Source organism: Thermococcus sp. JCM 11816, from assembly GCF_055396515.1.
Genome location: NZ_AP043741.1, coordinates 642,014 through 660,787, shown reverse-complemented (window position 1 = coordinate 660,787; position 18,774 = coordinate 642,014). Strand labels below are relative to the sequence as shown.

Below are 18,774 nucleotides of genomic sequence, written 5' to 3'. Positions count from 1 at the left end.
CTGGAGAGAACTTGAGGGGTGCTCTTATAAAAGTTACGGTAGGCGGGAATAAAAGAAGGGAAGGAAGTCACTTCCTCCTCCTGAGGAGGAGCGGCACAACTGCGAGGCCAACGAGGGCCGCTGGCCCGCAGGTGCTCTTGCCCTCTGATGACGTCTGCTTGGCCGTGGTGGTCTTAGCGGCCTTTGAGGTGCTGGTTATGGTTATCTCCTTGGTGGCGGTCGCCCTGTTTCCATGGAAGTCCTCTGCAACTATCTCAATCTTGTACTTGCCCTCCTCAAGACCTGGGAGCTGGACGATGTAGAAGGTGTCTCCAGGCTTTCCACTGGAGGGCTCTCCAGGGAACTTGTCGACCTTGCCGTACTTAACGCGGTTTCCGTTCTCGTCGTATATGACGGCGTAGAGATCTCTTATACCAAGGTTGTCCTGAGCTGTGAAGTATGCCATGAAGTTGGCGTTCGGCTTGGGGTGGCTCGGCTGAAGGTAGGCTATCTGAACCACTGGCTTCTCGGTGTCTGCACCAGTGTCAATAACGAGCTGGGAGACACCCTGCGGAATCGTGACGTTCAGCATTATGTAGTACTGGTCGGCTATCTGCCTCTCACCGAGGACTGTGTAGGTTATGTTCGTGGCCTCTGGATCAACCTTTGCCCCCTCCGGTATCGGGAGAACTATCGGGCCGCTGACGCTCTCATCAAGCTGGTTTATGAACTTGACAGCGGTTCCCGCTTCGGAAACGTGCCTGAAGGCCATGAACCTCTGCGGAACGGGAACGCTCATGAAGTCGCTCTGAACCTTGTCGTCCTTGATCTCGACGTTGACATAGGGCATTTCAACGCTTCCGTCCTCCTTGATGACAACCAGGTTGCTTCCATACCATGTCGGACTGTGCTTCGGGTTTGCAGGTGGGTTGGGCTCCTTGTCAGGGGCACCGGTTGATGTTAGGGTTAGGAAGTAGTGCTTGTTGCCGTTCTTGTCAATGTAGAGCCAGTACATATCGTGGTGGATGTGACCGCTCATGGTGAGTGGCACGTTGTACTTGACTATGTCCTCAAGGAAGCGCTTGGAGATTTCTTCCTGTGATGACCAGCTCCTGCGGAGGTGTCCCTTAATCTGATCCCAGTCGGCATCTGGGTCAAGGCCCTTGAGAACTCCACCGAGGTAGTTCCAGCGCGGATCGAAGAAGTACGGGTGGTGGTACAGGATTATCGGCGTGTAGTCCTTGTGCTCTTCGAGAACCTTCTCCATCCAATCGAGCTGATCCTCCGTCGGGTATCCCTGGTCACCGCCGGTGTCGAGGCCAATTATGATGAACTTGCCGATGGTTACGTAGAAGTACTTCGGACCGAGGAGCTGGGTGTAAACCGTCGGCGGGTCATCGTGGTTTCCCTTGATTCCGACAACGGGCATGTCGGCGGCGGAAGTGTCCTTGGTTATGTCAAACATAATCTTGTAACCGACCATGTCGCCGCTGGTGTCAACTTCATCTCCAGTGTTTATCATCAGGGTCGCTCCATTCATTCCCCAGTAAAGGTAGGCGCTGTAGGTAGCGACGACGCTGTGAAGTGGAATCGGGTTTGAGCACATCTCCTCAAGCTTGTAGATGTTGCTCTGGAAGTAGTCGCCGCAGACGTAGCCGATTTTTGCACCCGTGGTGACGTGGGTGTCGCTCGTCCAGGCTAGCTTAAGCTCCTTCGGCCACTCCTTGAACACCTTCAGGCCGTTGGGGAGGACGAGAGTGCCCTTGTCGGTCTTTATGAGCAGGAAGTATGTGTCAGGAGCTATGTCGTCCGGTGTCTTGACCTTCACTACAGTCATTCCGTCTTCTCCCGGCGATGTTCCCTGGATTTCCAGCTGGTACGGGCCGTGAAGGACTGAGACGGCCTCTATTGAGCTTACTGAGACTCCCTCCTTAACGTAGAGCTCGAAGCTCTCTCCTGGGAGTGCAAACGCTGGAACAACGGGAGCCGGCTGGTAGAGGTAGTCGCTGTAGGTGTAGGAGTACTCTTCCGCCGAGACGTAGCCGGCGGCAGCCAAAACGGCAGTTATAGCAAGCAGCATGGAGAGGACTTTCCTCAGCATGGTATCACCGGGTAATAAGAAATCCACACCGCTTAAAACGTTTCCTCTGGATGCTATTTTCGAACCAGGGGAGAAGAAAAACACGGCAGTCGCAGAATTCAGGTTCAATCGAGATGTCCAACGATGTATTCTGCCGCCTCAGAGTTTCCACCGAGATGCCTGTAGAGGGCGTAAAGGTCAAGGATTCTGTTCTTAAGCTCCAAGGTAGGTTTGACAAGGTATCTTGTGAAGAGAACCGCCATCTCCACAAGAACGCAGTCTGCCCTGCTAAAGGGAATTGGCCGGGCATTTCCTACCAGCCTCTTCTCGGGGAAGAATTCACATTTAAGAACCTCTGTAGTCCCGAGCCCGTCCGTCCAGACATCTCTTCTGCACCGGGCTTCTCCCAGCCAGCCAGGGAGTCCTTGTATCCATCGATACTGATCATGAGACTCAAAGGAAAGCTCCACGTCGAGGTTAAGGGCTGTCTTCACGAGGAGCTCGGCGTCCCAGGTCATCTGAAGGGCGATCCGGTTGTTTTCCAGCAAATCTCTAAAGCTTTTTCCAGGGAAGAGCTTGAAATGGAGCGTCGCTCCCCTTCTTACGACGCCAACGGGGGTGACGTTGGACTTTGAGACTAGAAGGAGCTCGTAAACCTGACCTTCCCTCATCAGCTCTAACATCGTGTTCACCTCAAAAAGAAGAGAGAAGAGCTCAAAGCTGCTTGGGCAGGACGATTATGTCCTCACGGTTGATGTAGAAGGTAACGGGCTGGGTCGGGCGAAGTCCCTGGACTTCCCTGTCGCTTATCGTCCTCGCGATGATCCTAGTATCTCCAAAGAGACCGACGACCTCCGTGAAGAAGCCGTAGTACTCAACGAGGTCAACGGTACCCTCGATGGAGACCGCGTTCTCAACCGGGTGAAGTTTTATTCTCTCCGGTCTTATGACGAGGACGACGTCATCTTTGTCGCCGTCGTAGTAAAGGCCGTCGAGGCGGAAGCTCTCGAACTCGACCGTAACCTTGTTCCCATCCCTTTCAACGACTTTGGCCGGAATGACGTTGGTCTTGCCCATGAAGCTTGCCACGAACTCGCTCTGGGGCCTCTCGTAGATGTCCCTCGGCGTTCCCACCTGCTCTACCGTTCCGACGTTCATGACCGCTATCCTGTCGCTTATCGCCATGGCCTCTTCCTGGTCGTGGGTGACGTAGATAACGGTTATTCCGAGCTCGCGCTGGATTCTCCTTATCTCGGAGCGCATCTCGAGCCTGAGCTTAGCGTCAAGGTTGCTGAGGGGCTCGTCAAGGAGGAGAACCTTTGGCTCAACCACTAAAGCCCTAGCTATTGCGACACGCTGCTGCTGGCCACCCGAGAGCTGGGTCGGATAGCGGTTCTCAAAGCCCTTGAGCTTGACCAGCTCAAGCGCCCATTCGACCTTCTTCTTTATCTCCTCTTTCGGCACTTTTTTCAGTTTGAGGCCGTATGCGACGTTGTCAAAGACCGTCATGTGTGGCCAGAGGGCGTAGTTCTGGAAGACAAGGACCGCACCACGCTCGTAGGAGGGAAGGTAAGTGACCTCTTGGTCGCCGAAGTATATCTTCCCGCTCGTCGGATAGTCCAGGCCGGCGATCATTCTCAGTGTTGTGGTCTTTCCACAGCCGCTCGGGCCGAGCAGTGTAAACAGCTCACCGTGCTTTATGTGGAGGTTTATCCCCTTGACGGCCTGAACGCCGTCAAACTCCTTAACCACGTTTTCAAGCCTGACATCGACCATTATCATCACCTCAGGTTAGGCCTATGAAGGAGTACCTCTGTTTGGTTATCAGGTTGGCTATGACTATGGCCGTTATCTGGACGGCCATAAGGAAGACACCAAGGGCCGCGGCAAGGTTTGCGCTTCCAACTGCACCGATGATGAGTTCCTTCATCTTTGCAGTTATCGGGTACCAGGTCGAGTTTATCGAACCGAGGGTGATGCCAACGCTTGTCTCGCTCATACAGTAGACGAAGCTGAGCATTGCACCTCCGAAGAGGTTGAGGTATATCATCGGTATTATGACGCTGGTGAGGGCCTTCCACCTTCCAGCTCCCAAGTTCATTGCCGCTTCCTCAAGGGAGACGTGAACCTGCTGTAAGCCAGCGGAGATTGAACGTGCGGCGAAGGGCAGACGCCTGATCGAGTAGGCCAGTATCAGCGCCGCTCCAGGGAAGAACTCCAGCAGGTTGGTGGGGTCGAGGCTGCTTCCCTTAAACGGCGGCACCGTCGAGAAGAAGAAGAAATAGCTCATCGCTATGACGATACCAGGGACCGCTATCGGTATCGTGGCGAGGCTGTCTATTATCGGGGCGAGCCTGGCCTTCTTGAACCTGTTGGAGGCATAAGCTGAGGTAAGGGAGAGCAGGATTATGATGAAGACTGCGGCGGTTGAGTACATAAGGCTGTTTATGATAACCCTCTCAATGTCCGGCTGTGTTATTATCGCTTTCATATTGTCAAGCGTGAAGCCGCTTGGCCAGGTTCCGTACCAGCTCTTGGAGAACGCCAGGAGGAGAACGCCTATCTGCGGGAACACCGTAATGAGGAGCACCGGAACTGCAACAAAGGCTATAAGGAGTGCCTGCCACCACTTGGGCTTTGCAACCCTCGGGTTCCACCTTCCGCCCTTGCTGAGCATGGCGTACTGCCTGAGGCCGACGTACCACCTGACCGCGAGGAACATTATAACTGCCAGGACGAGCATCACCAGGGCCAAAGCCGCCATCTGCGGGTTGCCTATGGCGAACCCCGAAACGAAGGAGCTGTAAATCTGGTAGGACATGAGCTTCTTCGCTATCGGGCTTCCCTGGAAGACTATCGGCGCGGCGAGGTCTTCAAGGCTGAATATTCCAACGAGTATTGCACCGCTCATAATTCCCGGAAGGGCGAGCGGGAAGGTAACCGTCCTGAAGAGGTGGAACCCCTTGCTTCCGAGGTTTTCAGCCTGCTCCTCGAGAGAAGGGTCAATGTTGATGAAGCTCGCGTAGGCGTTGAGGTAAACTATCGGGTAGTAAGTTATGGTCTGGGCGATGATGACACCGACCAGCCCGTCTATCCAGATGGGCTTCGGGAAGATGTGGAGGTGCTCGTAGAATATCCAGTTTATGATTCCGTCGGGGAGGAACATCTTCTTGACGACGACCACGTTGACGAAGGGTGTAACCAGGAGCGGGATGAAGAGGAGAACCCTCATTATGTTCTTGCCTGGAAAGTCGTAGCGCGCCATTATGAACGCGAAGACCGTTCCGAGGATCGTCGTCAGTATCATCACTGCTATTGATACCAGTATGGAGTTAATGACAACGCCGAAGTCCCAGCCGTAGAAGTGATAGACCTCCTTCCCGCCGTAAGTCAGCGTCTTTACGAGGTACCCATCAGGATGCAGCGGGTTGAAGTAATAGGCAGACCTGAAGATGCTGCTGAACCAGTGGGCAGAGATATGGCCGTTGTACTCAAACGCCGTCGCTAGCATCACGAACGTGGGTATGATGAGAAACGCCACGAGGTAGAGCAGAGGGAATAGGAACGACGTTATGACGACGCCATCTGGTAGCGGCGTCCCGAACAGCCTTTCGCTCCACTTATTGACCTTCATCGGACAACCACCTCTCGCTGAGTTACAGTATGTTCCAACAGAGAGGGGTCTATAAGCGTGTTTTAAATGTTTCTGGTCGTGATTCCAGGAACATTCTGTACTTCAAGCGACAAAATTAGACGTCCAAGTGGAAACAAGTGTGGGCCAACTCCTCAAAACATAAGGAGAAAAGAAATAAAAGACTTCAACCCGTAATCTTTTTCAGCTCCTCAAGAACCTTGTTGTACTTCTCCTGGGCGGCACTGCGCCACTCGTCCATGAGCTGGCTCTGGAAGCCCGCGTCGGTTGCGATCCTGTCGTTAATCTTGGCGGCATACTCCTCGGTGAAGGTGACCATCTGTCCGGTCTCAGGGTCCTTGAACTCTATCGGTGCGGTAAGCTCGTCTTTGAGCTTCTCAAACTGCTCCTGAGTAATCTTTCCTTCCTTGTAAGCGTTGACCAGGGCCATCCAGGCCTGGTGGAGCGGGCCGTTCACATCGACGAGGGTCGCCTTGAAGTAGTACTGGAGGGAGTTGACGGTCTTGAGGGCCCTGGCATCGTCGAAGGAAATACCCTCACTGGATATCGTGAGCTCGTACGCCTTTACCAGCGCCGGCACCGCCTCAGAGTAGGTCTTCCCCGCGTTTTCGCCCTTGAAGAGTATCTTAGCCTCGTCCTCAGTTATGGTCTTGTTGAACACCTCTGCGTTGATCGGGAGCCTGTTTATCTCGGGGCTCATCCATACGGCTTGTCCCTCGGTGAGAACCCAGTAGATGAAGGCCTGAGCAGCCTCCGGATGCTTGCTGTACTTGAGCAGGGCTATCGGGTCGCCGTTGATTATACTCTCTCCGGCTGGGATGACATAGACACAGTTCGGGTTCTGCTTCATCGCCGTGTAGCCGTAGAAGTCGATCGTGTTTCCAGCCGCTATCTCACCGTTGATGACCGCATCCCTGACGGCGTCGCTGGCCTCATAGACCTTGGAGTTGGCCGCTATGAGCGTCATTATCCTCCATCCCTCGTCCCAGCCAAAGGCCTGGAGGATAATCTGGTATATCCTCGTGTTGGAGGTGCTCCTCGTCGGGTCAGCTATGCCGTACATCTGCGGATCCCTGGCCCAGTCAGGAGAAGCTATGTCCTCCCACTTATTTGGGAAAGGAAGTCCCTGCTTGTTGAGAACCTCCTTGTTCACTGTGAAACCGAACGATGAAAGCGCCGCCGCTATCCAGTAAACCTGGCTCCCGTTTTTCCTGACCATCGGCATTCCCGCAAGCTCCTCCGGAATCTGATTGCCTATGAGGTCGAGTATCTTCTGGTCTGTTATCGGGGCGAGGTAGCCCATCCTGTACATGTTGTCGAAGAGCGTTGGCCCTCCGCCCCAGCCGACATCGGCACCCTTCTCGATGTAGCTCGGCCAGAGGGATTCGGGAACGCCTATGAACTTGATGTCCTCGATATTATACTGCTTAGCGATGTCGCTCTGTAGGAAGAGCTGCTTCACCTTATACTGGATCGTTGCATCATGCCTTGTGACGATGGTCAGTGTTATTCCCTTGCCCGAAGATCCGGCGCTGCTGCCTTCGTTTCCCCCTATACAGCCGCTGGCGACTACGCTTAAGCCAAGAACGATTATCAAGAGAATCCCAATAAAGCGCCTCATGGTACCATCCCCGTTAGAACTTTAGTGAACCAAATAAAAGGATGTCGGTTGAATGAAACAAAAAGAAGGGAAGGAAGTCACTTCCTCCTCCTGAGGAGGAGCGGCACGACGGCAAGGCCGACGAGGAACGCCGGACCGCAAGTGCTCTTTCCGCTTTCACCCTTGGTGATCTCAACGCTCCACTTGAATATGTTGGAGACGACCTTTGGCCCGTCGAGCGGCTTCTGGTAGTAAACGCTGGTCCACATGGGCTCGTAGCCGCCGATTGGGGTCTCGCCGCTGACGATGATCACGCTTGGGTTCTTGCCCTCAAGCTCGATAATCTGGGCAGCCGCAATGGGGAACTCACCCTGCTCACCGGCAGTGTAAGCGTTCGCGGCGGGATCCTCGTTCTCTTTTATGACAGAGTCACCGGTACTGCGAATCAGCACGTAAGTGTTCTCGGGCTTCTCCTCCGGTGTAAGCTTGTGCCAGTCACCACTACCATCGACACCGTCAACCCAGGCAACGACACCAGGACCGTGGGCGAGGACTGCTCCATCGTGTTCGAAGCCCTGGACGATGATGTCCCTCTTGGGTGTGTCCCCCCACGGGTCGGCGTAGGCAACGACACGGTAGGGAGCTCCGGCGTTGCTGACGGGGTCTTCAACTGAAGCCTGGTCCAGTCTGAGGTTAGTCATGTTGAGCTGGTTGAGGACGCTGTCAACGAAGTTGATGGTGTTAACACCACTGGTTCCATAGTCAGAATCGCCGGCAATCCAGAGGGCGTGGCCGCCCTCCTCAAGCCACTTCTTGATGGCCTCAACCTCCTCCGGGTAGAACGGGCTCCTAGGCTGGCCAATGATCAATATTGTAACGTTGTTCTCTTTGAGGGCCTCGTAGGTTATCTTGTCGCCAATGTTCTTAATGCCGAGGTCTGCCTCGTACTTAGAGTCGCCGAAGTAGACAAAGGTGTAGTCAGTCAGAACCTTGAGCATTCCTTCGGTCAGGGTCTCGTTCTCGTAAGTAACGTCAGTCAGCCCCTTCGGGTTCTCGCCGTGGGCGAGGTCGACCGCTATAACGACCTCCCCAGCGGCGCTGACCTTCGGCATTCCAACAACTCCAAAAACAGACAGCAACACAACAGCCGCCAGTATTATTGCAGCCTTCTTCATGGTATCACCGTTTGATTTAATCATGATTAAGTTATAAATCTTATCGCCTGAACTTTAACAGGCCTGAAAAACTTCCGCAAAGTCCTTAAAGGACCCCACCTTTTTCCAAGCGGTGGTGATAGAATGGACATAGAAAGGAAGATAGAGCTCATCAAGAAAAAACCCACGGAGGAGCTTTTAACGGAGGAAAACCTGAGACACCTGCTTGAGGTCGGCGCTCCGCTTCAGCACTACATAGGCTTCGAGATAAGCGGTTACATTCACCTCGGAACCGGACTGATGGCCGGCGCCAAGATAGCAGATCTCCAGAAGGCCGGCGTGAAGACGAGAATTTTCCTCGCCGACTGGCATAGCTGGATAAACGACAAGCTCGGTGGAGACCTTGAAGTTATCCAGAAGGTTGCGCTTACGTACTTCAAGGAGGGGATGAAGCAGAGCATAAAGGTCATGGGCGGCGACCCGGACAAGGTCGAGTTCGTCTTAGCGAGCGAGATACTTGATAAGGGCGACTACTGGCAGACGGTCATAGACATCTCCAAGAACGTTACGCTTGCCAGAATGCTCCGCTCCATAACCATCATGGGACGCCAGATGGGGGAGGCCATAGACTTCGCCAAGCTCATATACCCAGCCATGCAGGTGGCGGATATATTCTACCAGGGCGTCACTATTGCCCACGCCGGAATGGATCAGAGGAAGGCCCACGTTATTGCCATAGAGGTCGCCCAGAAGCTCAAGTACCACCCGCTTGAGTGGAAGGGCGAGAAGCTAAAGCCGGTAGCCCTCCACCACCACCTTCTCCTCGGCCTGCAGGAGCCGCCTGTCTGGCCGATAGAGAGCGAGGAGCAGTTCAAGGAGCTCAAGACCCAGATGAAGATGAGCAAGAGCAAGCCCTACTCCGCTGTCTTCATCCACGACAGCCCGGAGGAGATAAAGCAGAAGCTCAGGAAAGCCTTCTGCCCGGCTAGGGAGGTCAAGTACAACCCCGTCCTTGACTGGGCCGAGTACATAATCTTCAGGGAAGAACCGACTGAGTTCACCATCCACAGGCCGGCTAAGTTCGGCGGCGACGTCACATACACCACCTTCGAGGAGCTAAAGAAGGACTTCGCGGAAGGAAAGCTCCACCCGCTTGACCTCAAGAACGCGGTCGCCGAATACCTCATCGAGCTCCTCAAGCCGGTCAGGGAGTACTTCGAGAAACACCCCGAGCCCCTTGAACTGATGAGGGAGATAAAGATAACCCGGTGATTTTTCCTCTCTTTTCTGTTCCCGGTGAAGAAGATGGCAGGCGTAGATGAAAAGGACAGAGAAATCCTCAGGATACTCCGCAAAGAGGGCAGGATTACTCTTACCGAGCTTGGGAGGAGGGTAGGCCTCTCCCCTGCGAGCGTCAAGAACCGACTGGATAAACTGGAGAGGCTCGGCGCGATAAAGGGATATTCGGCCGTTGTTGATCATGCGTTTCTTGATGAGTTCGTGTCAGCAATCTTAGAGCTACACTTCAAAGAGTTCGATGATTCCTTGAGACCGTACCTTTCAAGACTTTCCAAGATGGAGAACATCGAATTCTTGTATGTGAGAACAGGGGAGAGTCAGGTCATCATGAAGGTAAACGTCGCCGATACCGATGAACTCAGACGTTTTATTGAAAGGCTGAAGGCCATTTTTGGATTGAACCTGACGTTCGTGGAGGCGACGCTCGTTCTGGAAGAACTTAAAAACTGCTGGGTGTCTCTCACTGGCGAGAGAAGAAGGAGCGAAAACTTCCCTTCGAGGCGGTGAAAGATGCTCTTCGTCGTGAGACCGGGAAGGAAGAAGAACGAGCTTGAGGCGTTCTTCATCGAGAACGAGCCCGAAAAGCTATCCCAAATGCAGAACCTTAAAGCTGACCGGATTTACCGCTTCATAATGAGAGAGGGGAGGCTTTTCAAAGTACTTGAGGGAAGTCAGTACCGGAATCCGAAGGAGATAGAGAAGCTTCTCCGCCAATCCAGAATCGTGCTCGTCAACGCCGACGAGTGGGAGGACTACTTCAAGAGGAGGCTCCAGAACAAGCGAGTCGAGAAAGCCGAGCTGTGCCGCCTCTGTTTGCTGGAGGGCAGGATAACCGTCCTGACTGAGGGCAACCGCATAAAGTACCACAACGAGTACATCTGCGAACGCTGTGCCGAGGACGAGCTGAAGAGAGAGCTCCGCTTCCGCTTCAAAAGCATAGCCATGTTTGACCAGGCCAAAAAGCTTCTTGAACGTTTTCGCGACCTTGATAAAGTCCTCTACGCCTTCGACCCGCGCTTTGACCCGACTAAACACCCGGAGATAACCAAGTGGGACGAGCTCAAGGCTAAGCACGTTAAAGTCGAGAAGATCAAGGTGGATGAGCTTCCAGTCCCCGAGAAGTTCAAGGAAGTTCTGAAGTCTGAGGGCGTAAGAGAACTTCTCCCAGTCCAAAGCCTCGCCGTCAAAAACGGTCTCCTCGATGGAGAGAACCTCCTGGTTGTTTCCGCGACGGCCAGCGGGAAGACCCTAATAGGCGAACTGGCGGGAGTACCGAAGGCCATGCAGGGTAAGAAGCTCCTCTTCCTAGTCCCGCTGGTAGCTTTGGCCAACCAGAAGTACGAGGACTTCAAGAGAAGGTATTCCAAGCTTGGCCTCAGAGTGGCGATAAGGGTCGGCATGAGCAGGATAAAGACTAAGGACGAGCTGGTTGTCGTTGATACGGGCATAGATGCTGACATCATCGTCGGAACATACGAAGGCATAGATTACCTCCTCCGCGCCGGGAGAAAGATAGGAAACGTCGGAACCATAGTGATAGACGAGATACACACGCTCGACGACGAGGAACGCGGACCAAGGCTGGACGGCCTTATAGCGAGGCTGAGGAAGCTCTACCCAAAGGCTCAGTTCATAGGGCTCTCTGCAACTGTCGGCAACCCGGACGAGCTGGCTAAGGAGCTCGGGCTAAAACTGGTGCTCTACGACGAGAGGCCCGTTGACCTGGAGAGGCACATAATCATAGTGAGGAACGAGAGCGAGAAGTGGAAGCACATAGCGAACCTGTGCAGGGCCGAGGCCATGAGGAAGTCTAAGCAGGGCTACAAGGGGCAGAGCATAGTCTTTACATTCTCCAGAAAGAGGACGCACGAGCTGGCCGCTTATCTGACGAGCAAGGGGCTGAAGGCGAAGCCCTACCATTCCGGCCTTCCCTACAAGCAGAGGAAGCTCACGGAAATGGAGTTTTTGGCTCAAAGGCTCGACGTCGTGGTTACGACGGCGGCGCTCGGAGCAGGAGTGGACTTTCCCGCTTCCCAGGTAATCTTTGAGAGTCTCGCGATGGGCAACAAGTGGCTCAGCGTTAGGGAGTTCCACCAGATGCTGGGAAGGGCCGGAAGGCCGCTCTACCACGAGAAGGGTAAAGTCTACCTTCTCGTCGAACCCGGAAGGAAGTATTCAGCCCAGATGGAAGGAACTGAAGATGAGGTCGCCTTCAAGCTTCTGACTGCACCCATCGAGCCAGTCCAGGTGGAGTGGAGTGACGAGCTTGAGCAGGACAACGTCTTAGCTCACTCCTGCGTCTTCAATAGACTGGACGTCATCGAAGAAGTCCAATCTATGTGCTTAGGAGCGAACCAGAGCGCAGAAAAAGTCCTTGAAAAGCTTGAGGAGTTCGACTTCGTGAAGATGAAGCGGCAGATCGTTGAGGTTACCCCCTACGGAAGGGCAGTCAGCATGAGCTTTCTCCTGCCGAAGGAAGCAACTTTCATCAGGGAAAACCTCGGGAAGAAGGAAGCCAGGTGGATAGCAGTCAAGCTCCTTCCGTTCGAGAACCTCTACCTCAGCGGAACTCTCCAGAGAGAGCTTGAGGGGGCAGTTAGAGGAAGACTGAGCGCCAACGTTTTCTCACCGAGCTTCGCCTCGATCCTTGAAGAACTCGATAAGGTTATCCCCGAGCTGAGCCCAAATGCCGCTGAGAGGCTGTTCACCATCTATCAGGAGTTCTTTATGTGCCCTGAGGAGGACTGCACCGAATATGCCATGGAGAGGGTGAGCAACCTGATAATTGAGCTCAGGAGGAGCGGAAAGCACCCGACCCAGATAGCGGAGCACTTCAGGAAGGTCTATGGGCTGATAGTCTATCCGGGCGACGTCTTCACGTGGCTCGACGGCATAGTTAGGAAGCTCGAAGCCATCGAGAGGATAGCGAGGGTCTTCCGCGTGAGAAAGACCGAGGAGGGGGCGAAGATACTGAAGAGGGAGATAGAAGAAGGGAGGATGATACGCTAACGCTCAGTCTCCCAGAGCCAGAGGTTGTTTCCCATATCTTTTCTTTCAAGTGGTTTCCCAATTAGCTCCCCTATGTAGACTTCCGCAACGAAGACTTCTCCTCTGATAAGATGGCCGCCAAAAACTCTCCCCTCTTCATCGCCGAGGGTCACGTGAAGGTGTGCGAAGGGCTTTCCTTCTTTAAGGCTTATGTTGCCGTTCAAGGAGAGGAGCTCAAAAGTTCCGCTGAGCTCGATGCTCCTGTACCTCTTCTCTTCCTCAGAGTAGTACCCCACCACAGGATTCCTTAGGGAGCCGATACCCATGACGACTCCGGTCTTAATGTCCCTACTCTCAGCAAAGCGGTTTATGGCCTCCAGAAGGTCTTCCCCCGAGTGAACCCTGAAGAGGAAGGTCCGTCCAGCTTTAAATTCCATGCTCTCACCTCAACCCTAATAAACCTGGGAAGCTTTAACGCTTTGGGTGTAAGGAAATGAAAGCTGAAACCGTCATGAAAATCCTGCCGCAGATCGAGGAGATCGGAGATGTTGACTTCTCCCAGTTCAACCCGCCTTATCCCGGAGTTATAGACGCCTTTGAGAAATCTGGAAGGGAAGGCTTAGTCGAATTCCAGAAGTTCGTTGAGGAAAACGACCTTGGGAAGGAGGTTGTCAGGAGCTTTCTGGTGTCGCTCCTTCAGTACCTCCTCATCCGCTACCGCCGCTTCAACGAGTACGCGGTTGTCAAGCCGGTGGTCAAGGTCTTCATAACCCTGAAGGGATGGCTCAACGAAAACGGCTTTGAAAGGGACTGGGAAAAGCTCCTGGCGTCATTCGTTGGCTACCTAGTGAGCATGATGCCGATGATCGTGGAGAACGAGGACTGCGAGACCACTGGAGCCTACGCAGTTGTCATAGCAAAGCTGGCCAGGGAGGCCATGGAGAAGTTCAACGATGAGTACTACGATGAACTGTTCAAAGCGGCCAATGGAATACTTGATGAACTGAGAGAAAAATGCGGAACAGATGTCGCAATGGTGGAAAAAGGAAGGGGCTGTTAACGTTCGAGGGTTACCTCAGCATAGCTTCTCGGGTCCTCCCATATTCTTATCCTTATCTTCCTCACGTTGTCTCCTGCCTTTTCCGCAACCCTCTCTGCGAACCATTCGGCGATGTATTCGGCCGTCACGTTGGGCTTGTTGAGGATTACCGCCTCGCTTTCGGGCAGTTCAAGCCGCTTGTCGTTCTTCTCAATTATGACAGCTCCATCTCTGCGCTCTTTTACCCAGTTTTCGCTTACGAGGATTCGGTGGTCGAGGAGCTTGACAAGGTTGCTCAGGTGGTTGAAGTCAAAGATCATGCCGCTCTCATTTAGCTCGCCCCATATCTCGACATCAACGTGATAAGTGTGGCCGTGAATTCTGAGGCACTTGCTCTCGTACGGCAGTGCAAGGAAGTGGGAGCTGTCGAAGTCTTTGTTCCAGCTTATCTTTCTCTCAACTACCCTGAAGTTTCCACTCATTTTCTCACCGTAAGCTAAAGGAGGCAATAAAGTTATAACCCTTGCTGGCCAAAACTGGGAAGGTGTTGGAATGCCGAGGGGTATGGGCTGGGGCAGAGGAAGGGGAAGAAGACGAAAGATGAGGATGATAGGGTTTATACCACAGGTCAGGCATTTCTATCCTGCTCAGCCACCAGTGTTTCAGCCAAAACCCCCGATTTTCATGACTTATGAGGAGTTTGAGGCATTGAGGCTGGTTGATTATGAAGGCTTAACTCAGGAAGAGGCCGGTCAGAGGATGGGTGTCTCAAGGGGCACAGTATGGAGGGCGTTGACATCTGCAAGGAAAAAGGTTGCACAGATGCTCGTCGAGGGCAGGGAGCTTATAATTCTCCCTGGGGGAAATGAGGTTCCAAGGGGAGCAGACGAGTGAAGCCTTAACAAGTTTTTATTCGCCAGATTTGGCATCTTGTGTCTTTTCTTAGGTGTTCTCGGCATCTAAAGTCCTTTTGAATTTTGTTAGGGCAGCCTAAAATTTCCCTGCAGAGTTATCTCTCAGATTTTTGGGTGAGTTGTTACTTTAATATAGCGTAAATGAACTGATAAATATCAATTTCATAAAATTTATATAAAAAGCTCGTGATATAAATACAAAACAAAGAAATTTGAATATGTTTTAAACAAAAGGGGCAATAAAATTACGTTTTAATTATGTGGAAAACCACAAGTTTTTACGATACCAAGTTGTTAAAAGGGCAAAACTATAGTCAATAGAGGGCCAGCAGAAAAGGCTGGGCTACCAGCGACAAGGAGCAATGAATGAATTAGCAGGTCCGCTCAAAACATGCACTCAAAACAAGGAAAAGTTGCATAGATAAGCCAGTATCACACAACCAACTTCCAGTTACAATTAAAGGTGGTTATGGGTCAACGTGAAGAGGAAGCTGGAAAGAGATAGAAGCTGAACCCACAGTCACCTATACTACCCCTCCCAGTGGAGAAGACCCACTCACAAACTACTCGAAAGCCATGAATTCACAAAAAGTACCTGCCTAGGCCCTTTCCAAGATATGAGAAGTAGGCTTAAGGGTTTCCATAGGCCAGATAATCCTCATAAACCACGAAGAGTATACTACCTTTTCCAGAAGGCCAAAAAAGAGCGGGCTCTCGAACGACGCAAATACGAGTCTGCGAAAAATAGAACAGGGGGGGCAACAGGCAATAGCTCTGGACTAATCCGAATCCCAGTATGATAGGGGTGACATGCACCACAAGTGGAGAGTTGGGCCCCTCTTTATTCCCCACCAAGATGTAAGCATAATCCCCCAATTTTTCTCTTTTCTATGCTCGCTATTGTTCATTAGTTTGTCATATAAGGTACATTATATGATAATTCTGTATAGTGGTGTGAACAACAACATTTAAGAAAGACCCCGAATACGGTGTAAAGGTGGATTGAATGAAAGCAAAGAATTTGATCAGAAACAGAGACCTCTTCCTAAAACTGACTCCATGGGAAAAAGACGACATTTTAAGACCGTTTAGGAGATATTACTCAAGATATCTAAGCATAGACGGCCTAAATCCCAGAAGAGCCGCAGTATTGTTGACAAGGGCAGAAACTGGCGCAGACACATATACTACAGCATTATACCTCAGCCAAACGCTGAGATCCAAAATAACCAGTTTGCAGACTGTCTCTTCCTGGAAAAAGGACGTTGCCGTTGAAACCCTAATTAAAAATCTTCGATTTACACCATCTCCTGGGCGTTCTAGAGAACTATTCGGAGCTATCTTTGAAGGGCTCGAAAAAGCGCTCCCTAAACTTAGCTGGCTTCAAATAGAGAACACGAGATCAAAGCTCCCTCACTGGTTAATCAAGACACACGTTTCAAAAATGCTCTCAAAGTACACTATAACTCTGACAGAATGGAGCTCGGGAAATAAACGATACGACATATACTTACCTCTAAACGACCTGAAAATCGAAGTGAAGTACGTCTGGGGTTATTCTGTGAACTATAGGGACTACACCGCGAACAACAAAGATCTCTACGTGATAGTCGGTGAGAACGTTTCTTGGAAAAAGCTCGCCTCTCTCAGCAAGAAAGACGGACCAAGATATATATTGTATCGTACCGACCTCGGTGAAGTATTCTCAAACATAGGGGAAGAACTACAATGAAGCCAGAAAGGAGCGCTATTCTGCCTGAAATCACGGCTAAATATCCCTCACTTATCTCGCTTGCATCAGAAATACTGCGGGTTAAGGCAGAAGAGGCTTGCATAACCCGTGACGACTCACGCCCATTTATCCGGGTGAACCAGAAGACAAAGATGCTTGAGTTAGTGATTCCTGTTCTATCTCTCTGCAAACTCGAAAAGTGCGTGTTAGAATCAATGGGATTTCCAAAAAAGCCCGTTCGTACAAGGAACGGTATGATCATAGCCATCGTTGTAACTCAGGCTGAAATTCAGCGAATTAACAGCCAGCTTTCAGAAAGGCTTAGTGCGTTTTATTATTCTACATCCCAATGCTGAGCATCCCGTGTTTCGTCATCACTACCTTTCATCGTAATGAGAAACTGGTCTTGTGATAGCGGGCTTCTCAAGTGAATAATTAGCATTCTTGACATTCGACCATTTCTAGGAATTAAATGCTCGTCTTTGTCTATTTAACGCCAGAGTGTAGTACAAATTTGTCATTTTTCACTATTAATAATAGTTATTAGAAACTCTAAGTCTTTATTGATTATATTTGAAGAGCTTTGATATTAGCTAAAATAAAAAGTTAAATAAAAATATACAAGCGTCTTATTTAAATAAATGAAATTAAACGCAAACAAATTTCTAGATTTAAGAGTATAAAACGTAACAATTCACCGAAAAATCCGAGAGATACATTGAGACGATGATCATAAGAGAACATGCAAAGAAAAAGGTATTAAAAGGCTCAAAAAAGAATTTAGCGACCCATAAAAGCTTCTTCCCTCTCTTTTTCCCCTATAAACGCTATTACATTGTCCACAATCTGTGGTGCAAGCCCGATGTAGTTCTCCGGCTTAAGGGACTCAAGGTCTTCCTCTGTAAGGTACTTCATGGCCTCTTCGCTCTCCCTAACGACCTCAAGAAGGTCTCTCTTTTCGTGGAACGCCTTCATGGCCAGCTGCCTAACGAGTTCGTGGGCCTCCTGTCTCCCCATACCCTTCTCCGTCAGCTTCAACATCAGCGGCTCGGCCATTATGAGGTTGTTGGTAAGGTAAAGGTTTCTCTTAATGTTCTCGGGGAAGAACTCAAGGCCCGAAAGCACCTTTATCGTAGTCTTCAGCATCTCATCGAGGAGGACAAAGCTCTCCGGGAGAATAACGCGCTCGACAGAGGAGTTCGTGAGGTCTCTCTCATGCCAGAGAGGATTGTTCAACAACGCGGGAATCACGTTTGAGTAGAGAACCCTGGCTAAACCGCTCACCTTCTCGCTCCTTATCGGGTTCCTCTTGTGCGGCATGGTTGACGAGCCCACCTGCTTCTTCCCAAAGGGCTCGCTTACCTCAAGTATTTCCGTCCGCTGGAGGTTTCTGATTTCTAGGGCTATCTTGTCGAGGGTTGAGGCTATTAAGGCGAGAACCATCATGAGTTCTGCATAAACGTCCCTCTGGATTATCTGGTTGGTTATTCTAGCGGGCTTGAGGCCGAGGTCTTCCATGACTAACCTCTGTATTTCAAGGCCTCTCTCCCCGAAGCTGGCCATTGTTCCAACCGCGCCGCTCATCTGACCAACGAGAACTCTCTCCTTGAGCTGGTTGATCCTGTCTATATGCCTCTGTACCTCGTCCAGCCATATCGCGAACTTCATGCCGTAGGTTGTGGGTACCGCGTGCTGACCGTGAGTTCTTCCGATGCAAACGGTGTACTTGTGCTCCATCGCGAGACGCTTGAGAACGGAGCGGAGCTCTTTCAGATCCCTCTCAACTATCGCGAGGCTTTCCTTTATGAGGAGCGCGTTTGCGGTGTCTATTATATCGTTTGAAGTCGCTCCAAGGTGAACGTACTTCCCGTGCTCGCCGCACACCTCGCTTAACGCCTTGACAACTGCCATTATGTCGTGGTGTATCTCCGCTTCAATCTCCTTGACCCTTTCAAGCTTCACCCACTTCGTGTTCGCTCTCTCGGATATTACGCGCGCGCTCTCTTCCGGAATGTTGCCGACCTTTGCGTGCGCCCTTGCAAGCGCCGCTTCAACGTCGAGGAGCTTCTGCAACTTGTTCTCCTCGTCCCAGATTCTCCTCATCTCCTCGCTCCCGTAGCGGTAGTCAATCGGGTGAACGGCCATTTTATCACCACGTTTAAGTCAATTTTTGCGCCTTAAAATGTTTATGTTGCCATAATTTTGTAAGAACTTAATCTCGTGAAGCTCGCAAAGCCCCTTGGAGGTGTCAAATTTGTTTCCCGCTTGGTGAAGACGACCGAAAAGTATTTAACCCCATCTCGGCGATAGCCTAACGACAAAACTTCCGGAGGTGCC

At 51.5% G+C, this 18,774-nt stretch carries 16 protein-coding genes; 7 read left to right on the top strand and 9 right to left on the bottom strand.

The genetic code is table 11. The annotated features are described in order from the left end of the window. Positions 1-67: 67 nt before the first annotated feature. From ACZ5TN_RS03625 to ACZ5TN_RS03600, 6 genes are all read right to left on the bottom strand, one after another. Positions 68-2,080, bottom strand: a complete 2,013-nt coding sequence (locus tag ACZ5TN_RS03625; RefSeq protein WP_011249529.1) for a CGP-CTERM sorting domain-containing protein — start codon at positions 2,078-2,080, stop codon at positions 68-70. A 104-nt stretch (positions 2,081-2,184) separates the two neighbouring features. Further along, positions 2,185-2,742: a DUF447 domain-containing protein gene (locus tag ACZ5TN_RS03620; protein ID WP_011249528.1), complete on the bottom strand. Its 558-nt coding sequence runs from the start codon at positions 2,740-2,742 to the stop codon at positions 2,185-2,187. 31 nt (positions 2,743-2,773) lie between these two features. After that, positions 2,774-3,835 carry an ABC transporter ATP-binding protein gene (locus ACZ5TN_RS03615; protein WP_011249527.1) on the bottom strand — a complete coding sequence of 354 codons (1,062 nt, stop codon included), beginning with the start codon at positions 3,833-3,835 and terminating at the stop codon, positions 2,774-2,776. A 10-nt stretch (positions 3,836-3,845) separates the two neighbouring features. Further along, positions 3,846-5,693 carry an ABC transporter permease gene (locus tag ACZ5TN_RS03610; RefSeq protein ID WP_011249526.1) on the bottom strand — a complete coding sequence of 616 codons (1,848 nt, stop codon included), beginning with the start codon at positions 5,691-5,693 and terminating at the stop codon, positions 3,846-3,848. A gap of 184 nt (positions 5,694-5,877) precedes the next feature. Then, entirely contained in the window at positions 5,878-7,332 is a 1,455-nt protein-coding gene (locus tag ACZ5TN_RS03605) for an ABC transporter substrate-binding protein (RefSeq protein WP_464917179.1), read from the bottom strand. A gap of 77 nt (positions 7,333-7,409) precedes the next feature. Continuing rightward, a complete protein-coding gene (locus tag ACZ5TN_RS03600) occupies positions 7,410-8,486 on the bottom strand; it encodes a CGP-CTERM sorting domain-containing protein (protein WP_011249524.1) in 1,077 nt (358 codons plus the stop codon). Positions 8,487-8,609: 123 nt separating this feature from the next. On the opposite strand from ACZ5TN_RS03600, the gene ACZ5TN_RS03595 reads away from it, so the two are divergent. From ACZ5TN_RS03595 to ACZ5TN_RS03585, 3 genes are read left to right on the top strand one after another with little or no spacing between them, the layout of a single operon-like run. After that, positions 8,610-9,737, top strand: coding sequence for a tyrosine--tRNA ligase (locus ACZ5TN_RS03595; RefSeq protein ID WP_011249523.1), 1,128 nt, complete (start codon positions 8,610-8,612; stop codon positions 9,735-9,737). A 33-nt stretch (positions 9,738-9,770) separates the two neighbouring features. Next, positions 9,771-10,271 (top strand): Lrp/AsnC family transcriptional regulator, encoded by a 501-nt coding sequence (locus ACZ5TN_RS03590; RefSeq protein ID WP_011249522.1) that lies wholly within the window; start codon positions 9,771-9,773, stop codon positions 10,269-10,271. Positions 10,272-10,274: 3 nt separating this feature from the next. Further along, entirely contained in the window at positions 10,275-12,773 is a 2,499-nt protein-coding gene (locus tag ACZ5TN_RS03585) for a DEAD/DEAH box helicase (protein WP_464917178.1), read from the top strand. Here ACZ5TN_RS03585 and ACZ5TN_RS03580 read toward each other — a convergent pair. Further along, entirely contained in the window at positions 12,770-13,189 is a 420-nt protein-coding gene (locus ACZ5TN_RS03580; protein WP_464917177.1) for a PPC domain-containing DNA-binding protein, read from the bottom strand. The genes ACZ5TN_RS03585 and ACZ5TN_RS03580 overlap by 4 nt on opposite strands. Before the next feature lie 56 nt (positions 13,190-13,245). On the opposite strand from ACZ5TN_RS03580, the gene ACZ5TN_RS03575 reads away from it, so the two are divergent. Next, positions 13,246-13,812 (top strand): hypothetical protein, encoded by a 567-nt coding sequence (locus tag ACZ5TN_RS03575; RefSeq protein ID WP_464917176.1) that lies wholly within the window; start codon positions 13,246-13,248, stop codon positions 13,810-13,812. Here the strand turns inward: ACZ5TN_RS03575 and ACZ5TN_RS03570 are convergent. After that, complete coding sequence (locus ACZ5TN_RS03570) at positions 13,809-14,273, bottom strand: 6-carboxytetrahydropterin synthase (RefSeq protein ID WP_464917175.1); 465 nt, start codon at positions 14,271-14,273, stop codon at positions 13,809-13,811. The genes ACZ5TN_RS03575 and ACZ5TN_RS03570 overlap by 4 nt on opposite strands. Before the next feature lie 70 nt (positions 14,274-14,343). On the opposite strand from ACZ5TN_RS03570, the gene ACZ5TN_RS03565 reads away from it, so the two are divergent. The 3 genes from ACZ5TN_RS03565 (at position 14,344) to ACZ5TN_RS03555 (ending at position 16,793) form a co-directional block, all read left to right on the top strand. Beyond that, complete coding sequence (locus ACZ5TN_RS03565; RefSeq protein ID WP_011249517.1) at positions 14,344-14,685, top strand: DUF134 domain-containing protein; 342 nt, start codon at positions 14,344-14,346, stop codon at positions 14,683-14,685. Positions 14,686-15,711: 1,026 nt separating this feature from the next. After that, on the top strand, positions 15,712-16,437 hold the full coding sequence (locus ACZ5TN_RS03560; protein ID WP_464917174.1) for a hypothetical protein: 726 nt from the start codon (positions 15,712-15,714) through the stop codon (positions 16,435-16,437). Further along, positions 16,434-16,793, top strand: coding sequence for a hypothetical protein (locus ACZ5TN_RS03555; RefSeq protein ID WP_054839669.1), 360 nt, complete (start codon positions 16,434-16,436; stop codon positions 16,791-16,793). The genes ACZ5TN_RS03560 and ACZ5TN_RS03555 overlap by 4 nt, the downstream gene beginning before the upstream one ends. 424 nt (positions 16,794-17,217) lie before the next feature. On the opposite strand, the gene purB is transcribed toward ACZ5TN_RS03555, so the two are convergent. Then, positions 17,218-18,582, bottom strand: a complete 1,365-nt coding sequence (gene purB / locus ACZ5TN_RS03550; RefSeq protein ID WP_464917173.1) for an adenylosuccinate lyase — start codon at positions 18,580-18,582, stop codon at positions 17,218-17,220. Positions 18,583-18,774: the final 192 nt, after the last annotated feature.

Excerpts from the sequence above, each read along its gene's own strand:
- ACZ5TN_RS03595 (WP_011249523.1), top strand. The coding sequence starts at position 8,610 with ATGGACATAGAAAGGAAGATAGAGCTCATCAAGAAAAAACCCACGGAG.
- ACZ5TN_RS03620 (WP_011249528.1), bottom strand. The coding sequence starts at position 2,742 with ATGTTAGAGCTGATGAGGGAAGGTCAGGTTTACGAGCTCCTTCTAGTC.
- ACZ5TN_RS03605 (WP_464917179.1), bottom strand. The coding sequence starts at position 7,332 with ATGAGGCGCTTTATTGGGATTCTCTTGATAATCGTTCTTGGCTTAAGC.
- purB (WP_464917173.1), bottom strand. The coding sequence starts at position 18,582 with ATGGCCGTTCACCCGATTGACTACCGCTACGGGAGCGAGGAGATGAGG.
- ACZ5TN_RS03565 (WP_011249517.1), top strand. The coding sequence starts at position 14,344 with ATGCCGAGGGGTATGGGCTGGGGCAGAGGAAGGGGAAGAAGACGAAAG.
- ACZ5TN_RS03575 (WP_464917176.1), top strand. The coding sequence starts at position 13,246 with ATGAAAGCTGAAACCGTCATGAAAATCCTGCCGCAGATCGAGGAGATC.
- ACZ5TN_RS03555 (WP_054839669.1), top strand. The coding sequence starts at position 16,434 with ATGAAGCCAGAAAGGAGCGCTATTCTGCCTGAAATCACGGCTAAATAT.
- ACZ5TN_RS03585 (WP_464917178.1), top strand. The coding sequence starts at position 10,275 with ATGCTCTTCGTCGTGAGACCGGGAAGGAAGAAGAACGAGCTTGAGGCG.
- ACZ5TN_RS03625 (WP_011249529.1), bottom strand. The coding sequence starts at position 2,080 with ATGCTGAGGAAAGTCCTCTCCATGCTGCTTGCTATAACTGCCGTTTTG.
- ACZ5TN_RS03560 (WP_464917174.1), top strand. The coding sequence starts at position 15,712 with ATGAAAGCAAAGAATTTGATCAGAAACAGAGACCTCTTCCTAAAACTG.
- ACZ5TN_RS03600 (WP_011249524.1), bottom strand. The coding sequence starts at position 8,486 with ATGAAGAAGGCTGCAATAATACTGGCGGCTGTTGTGTTGCTGTCTGTT.
- ACZ5TN_RS03590 (WP_011249522.1), top strand. The coding sequence starts at position 9,771 with ATGGCAGGCGTAGATGAAAAGGACAGAGAAATCCTCAGGATACTCCGC.
- ACZ5TN_RS03610 (WP_011249526.1), bottom strand. The coding sequence starts at position 5,693 with ATGAAGGTCAATAAGTGGAGCGAAAGGCTGTTCGGGACGCCGCTACCA.
- ACZ5TN_RS03570 (WP_464917175.1), bottom strand. The coding sequence starts at position 14,273 with ATGAGTGGAAACTTCAGGGTAGTTGAGAGAAAGATAAGCTGGAACAAA.
- ACZ5TN_RS03615 (WP_011249527.1), bottom strand. The coding sequence starts at position 3,835 with ATGGTCGATGTCAGGCTTGAAAACGTGGTTAAGGAGTTTGACGGCGTT.
- ACZ5TN_RS03580 (WP_464917177.1), bottom strand. The coding sequence starts at position 13,189 with ATGGAATTTAAAGCTGGACGGACCTTCCTCTTCAGGGTTCACTCGGGG.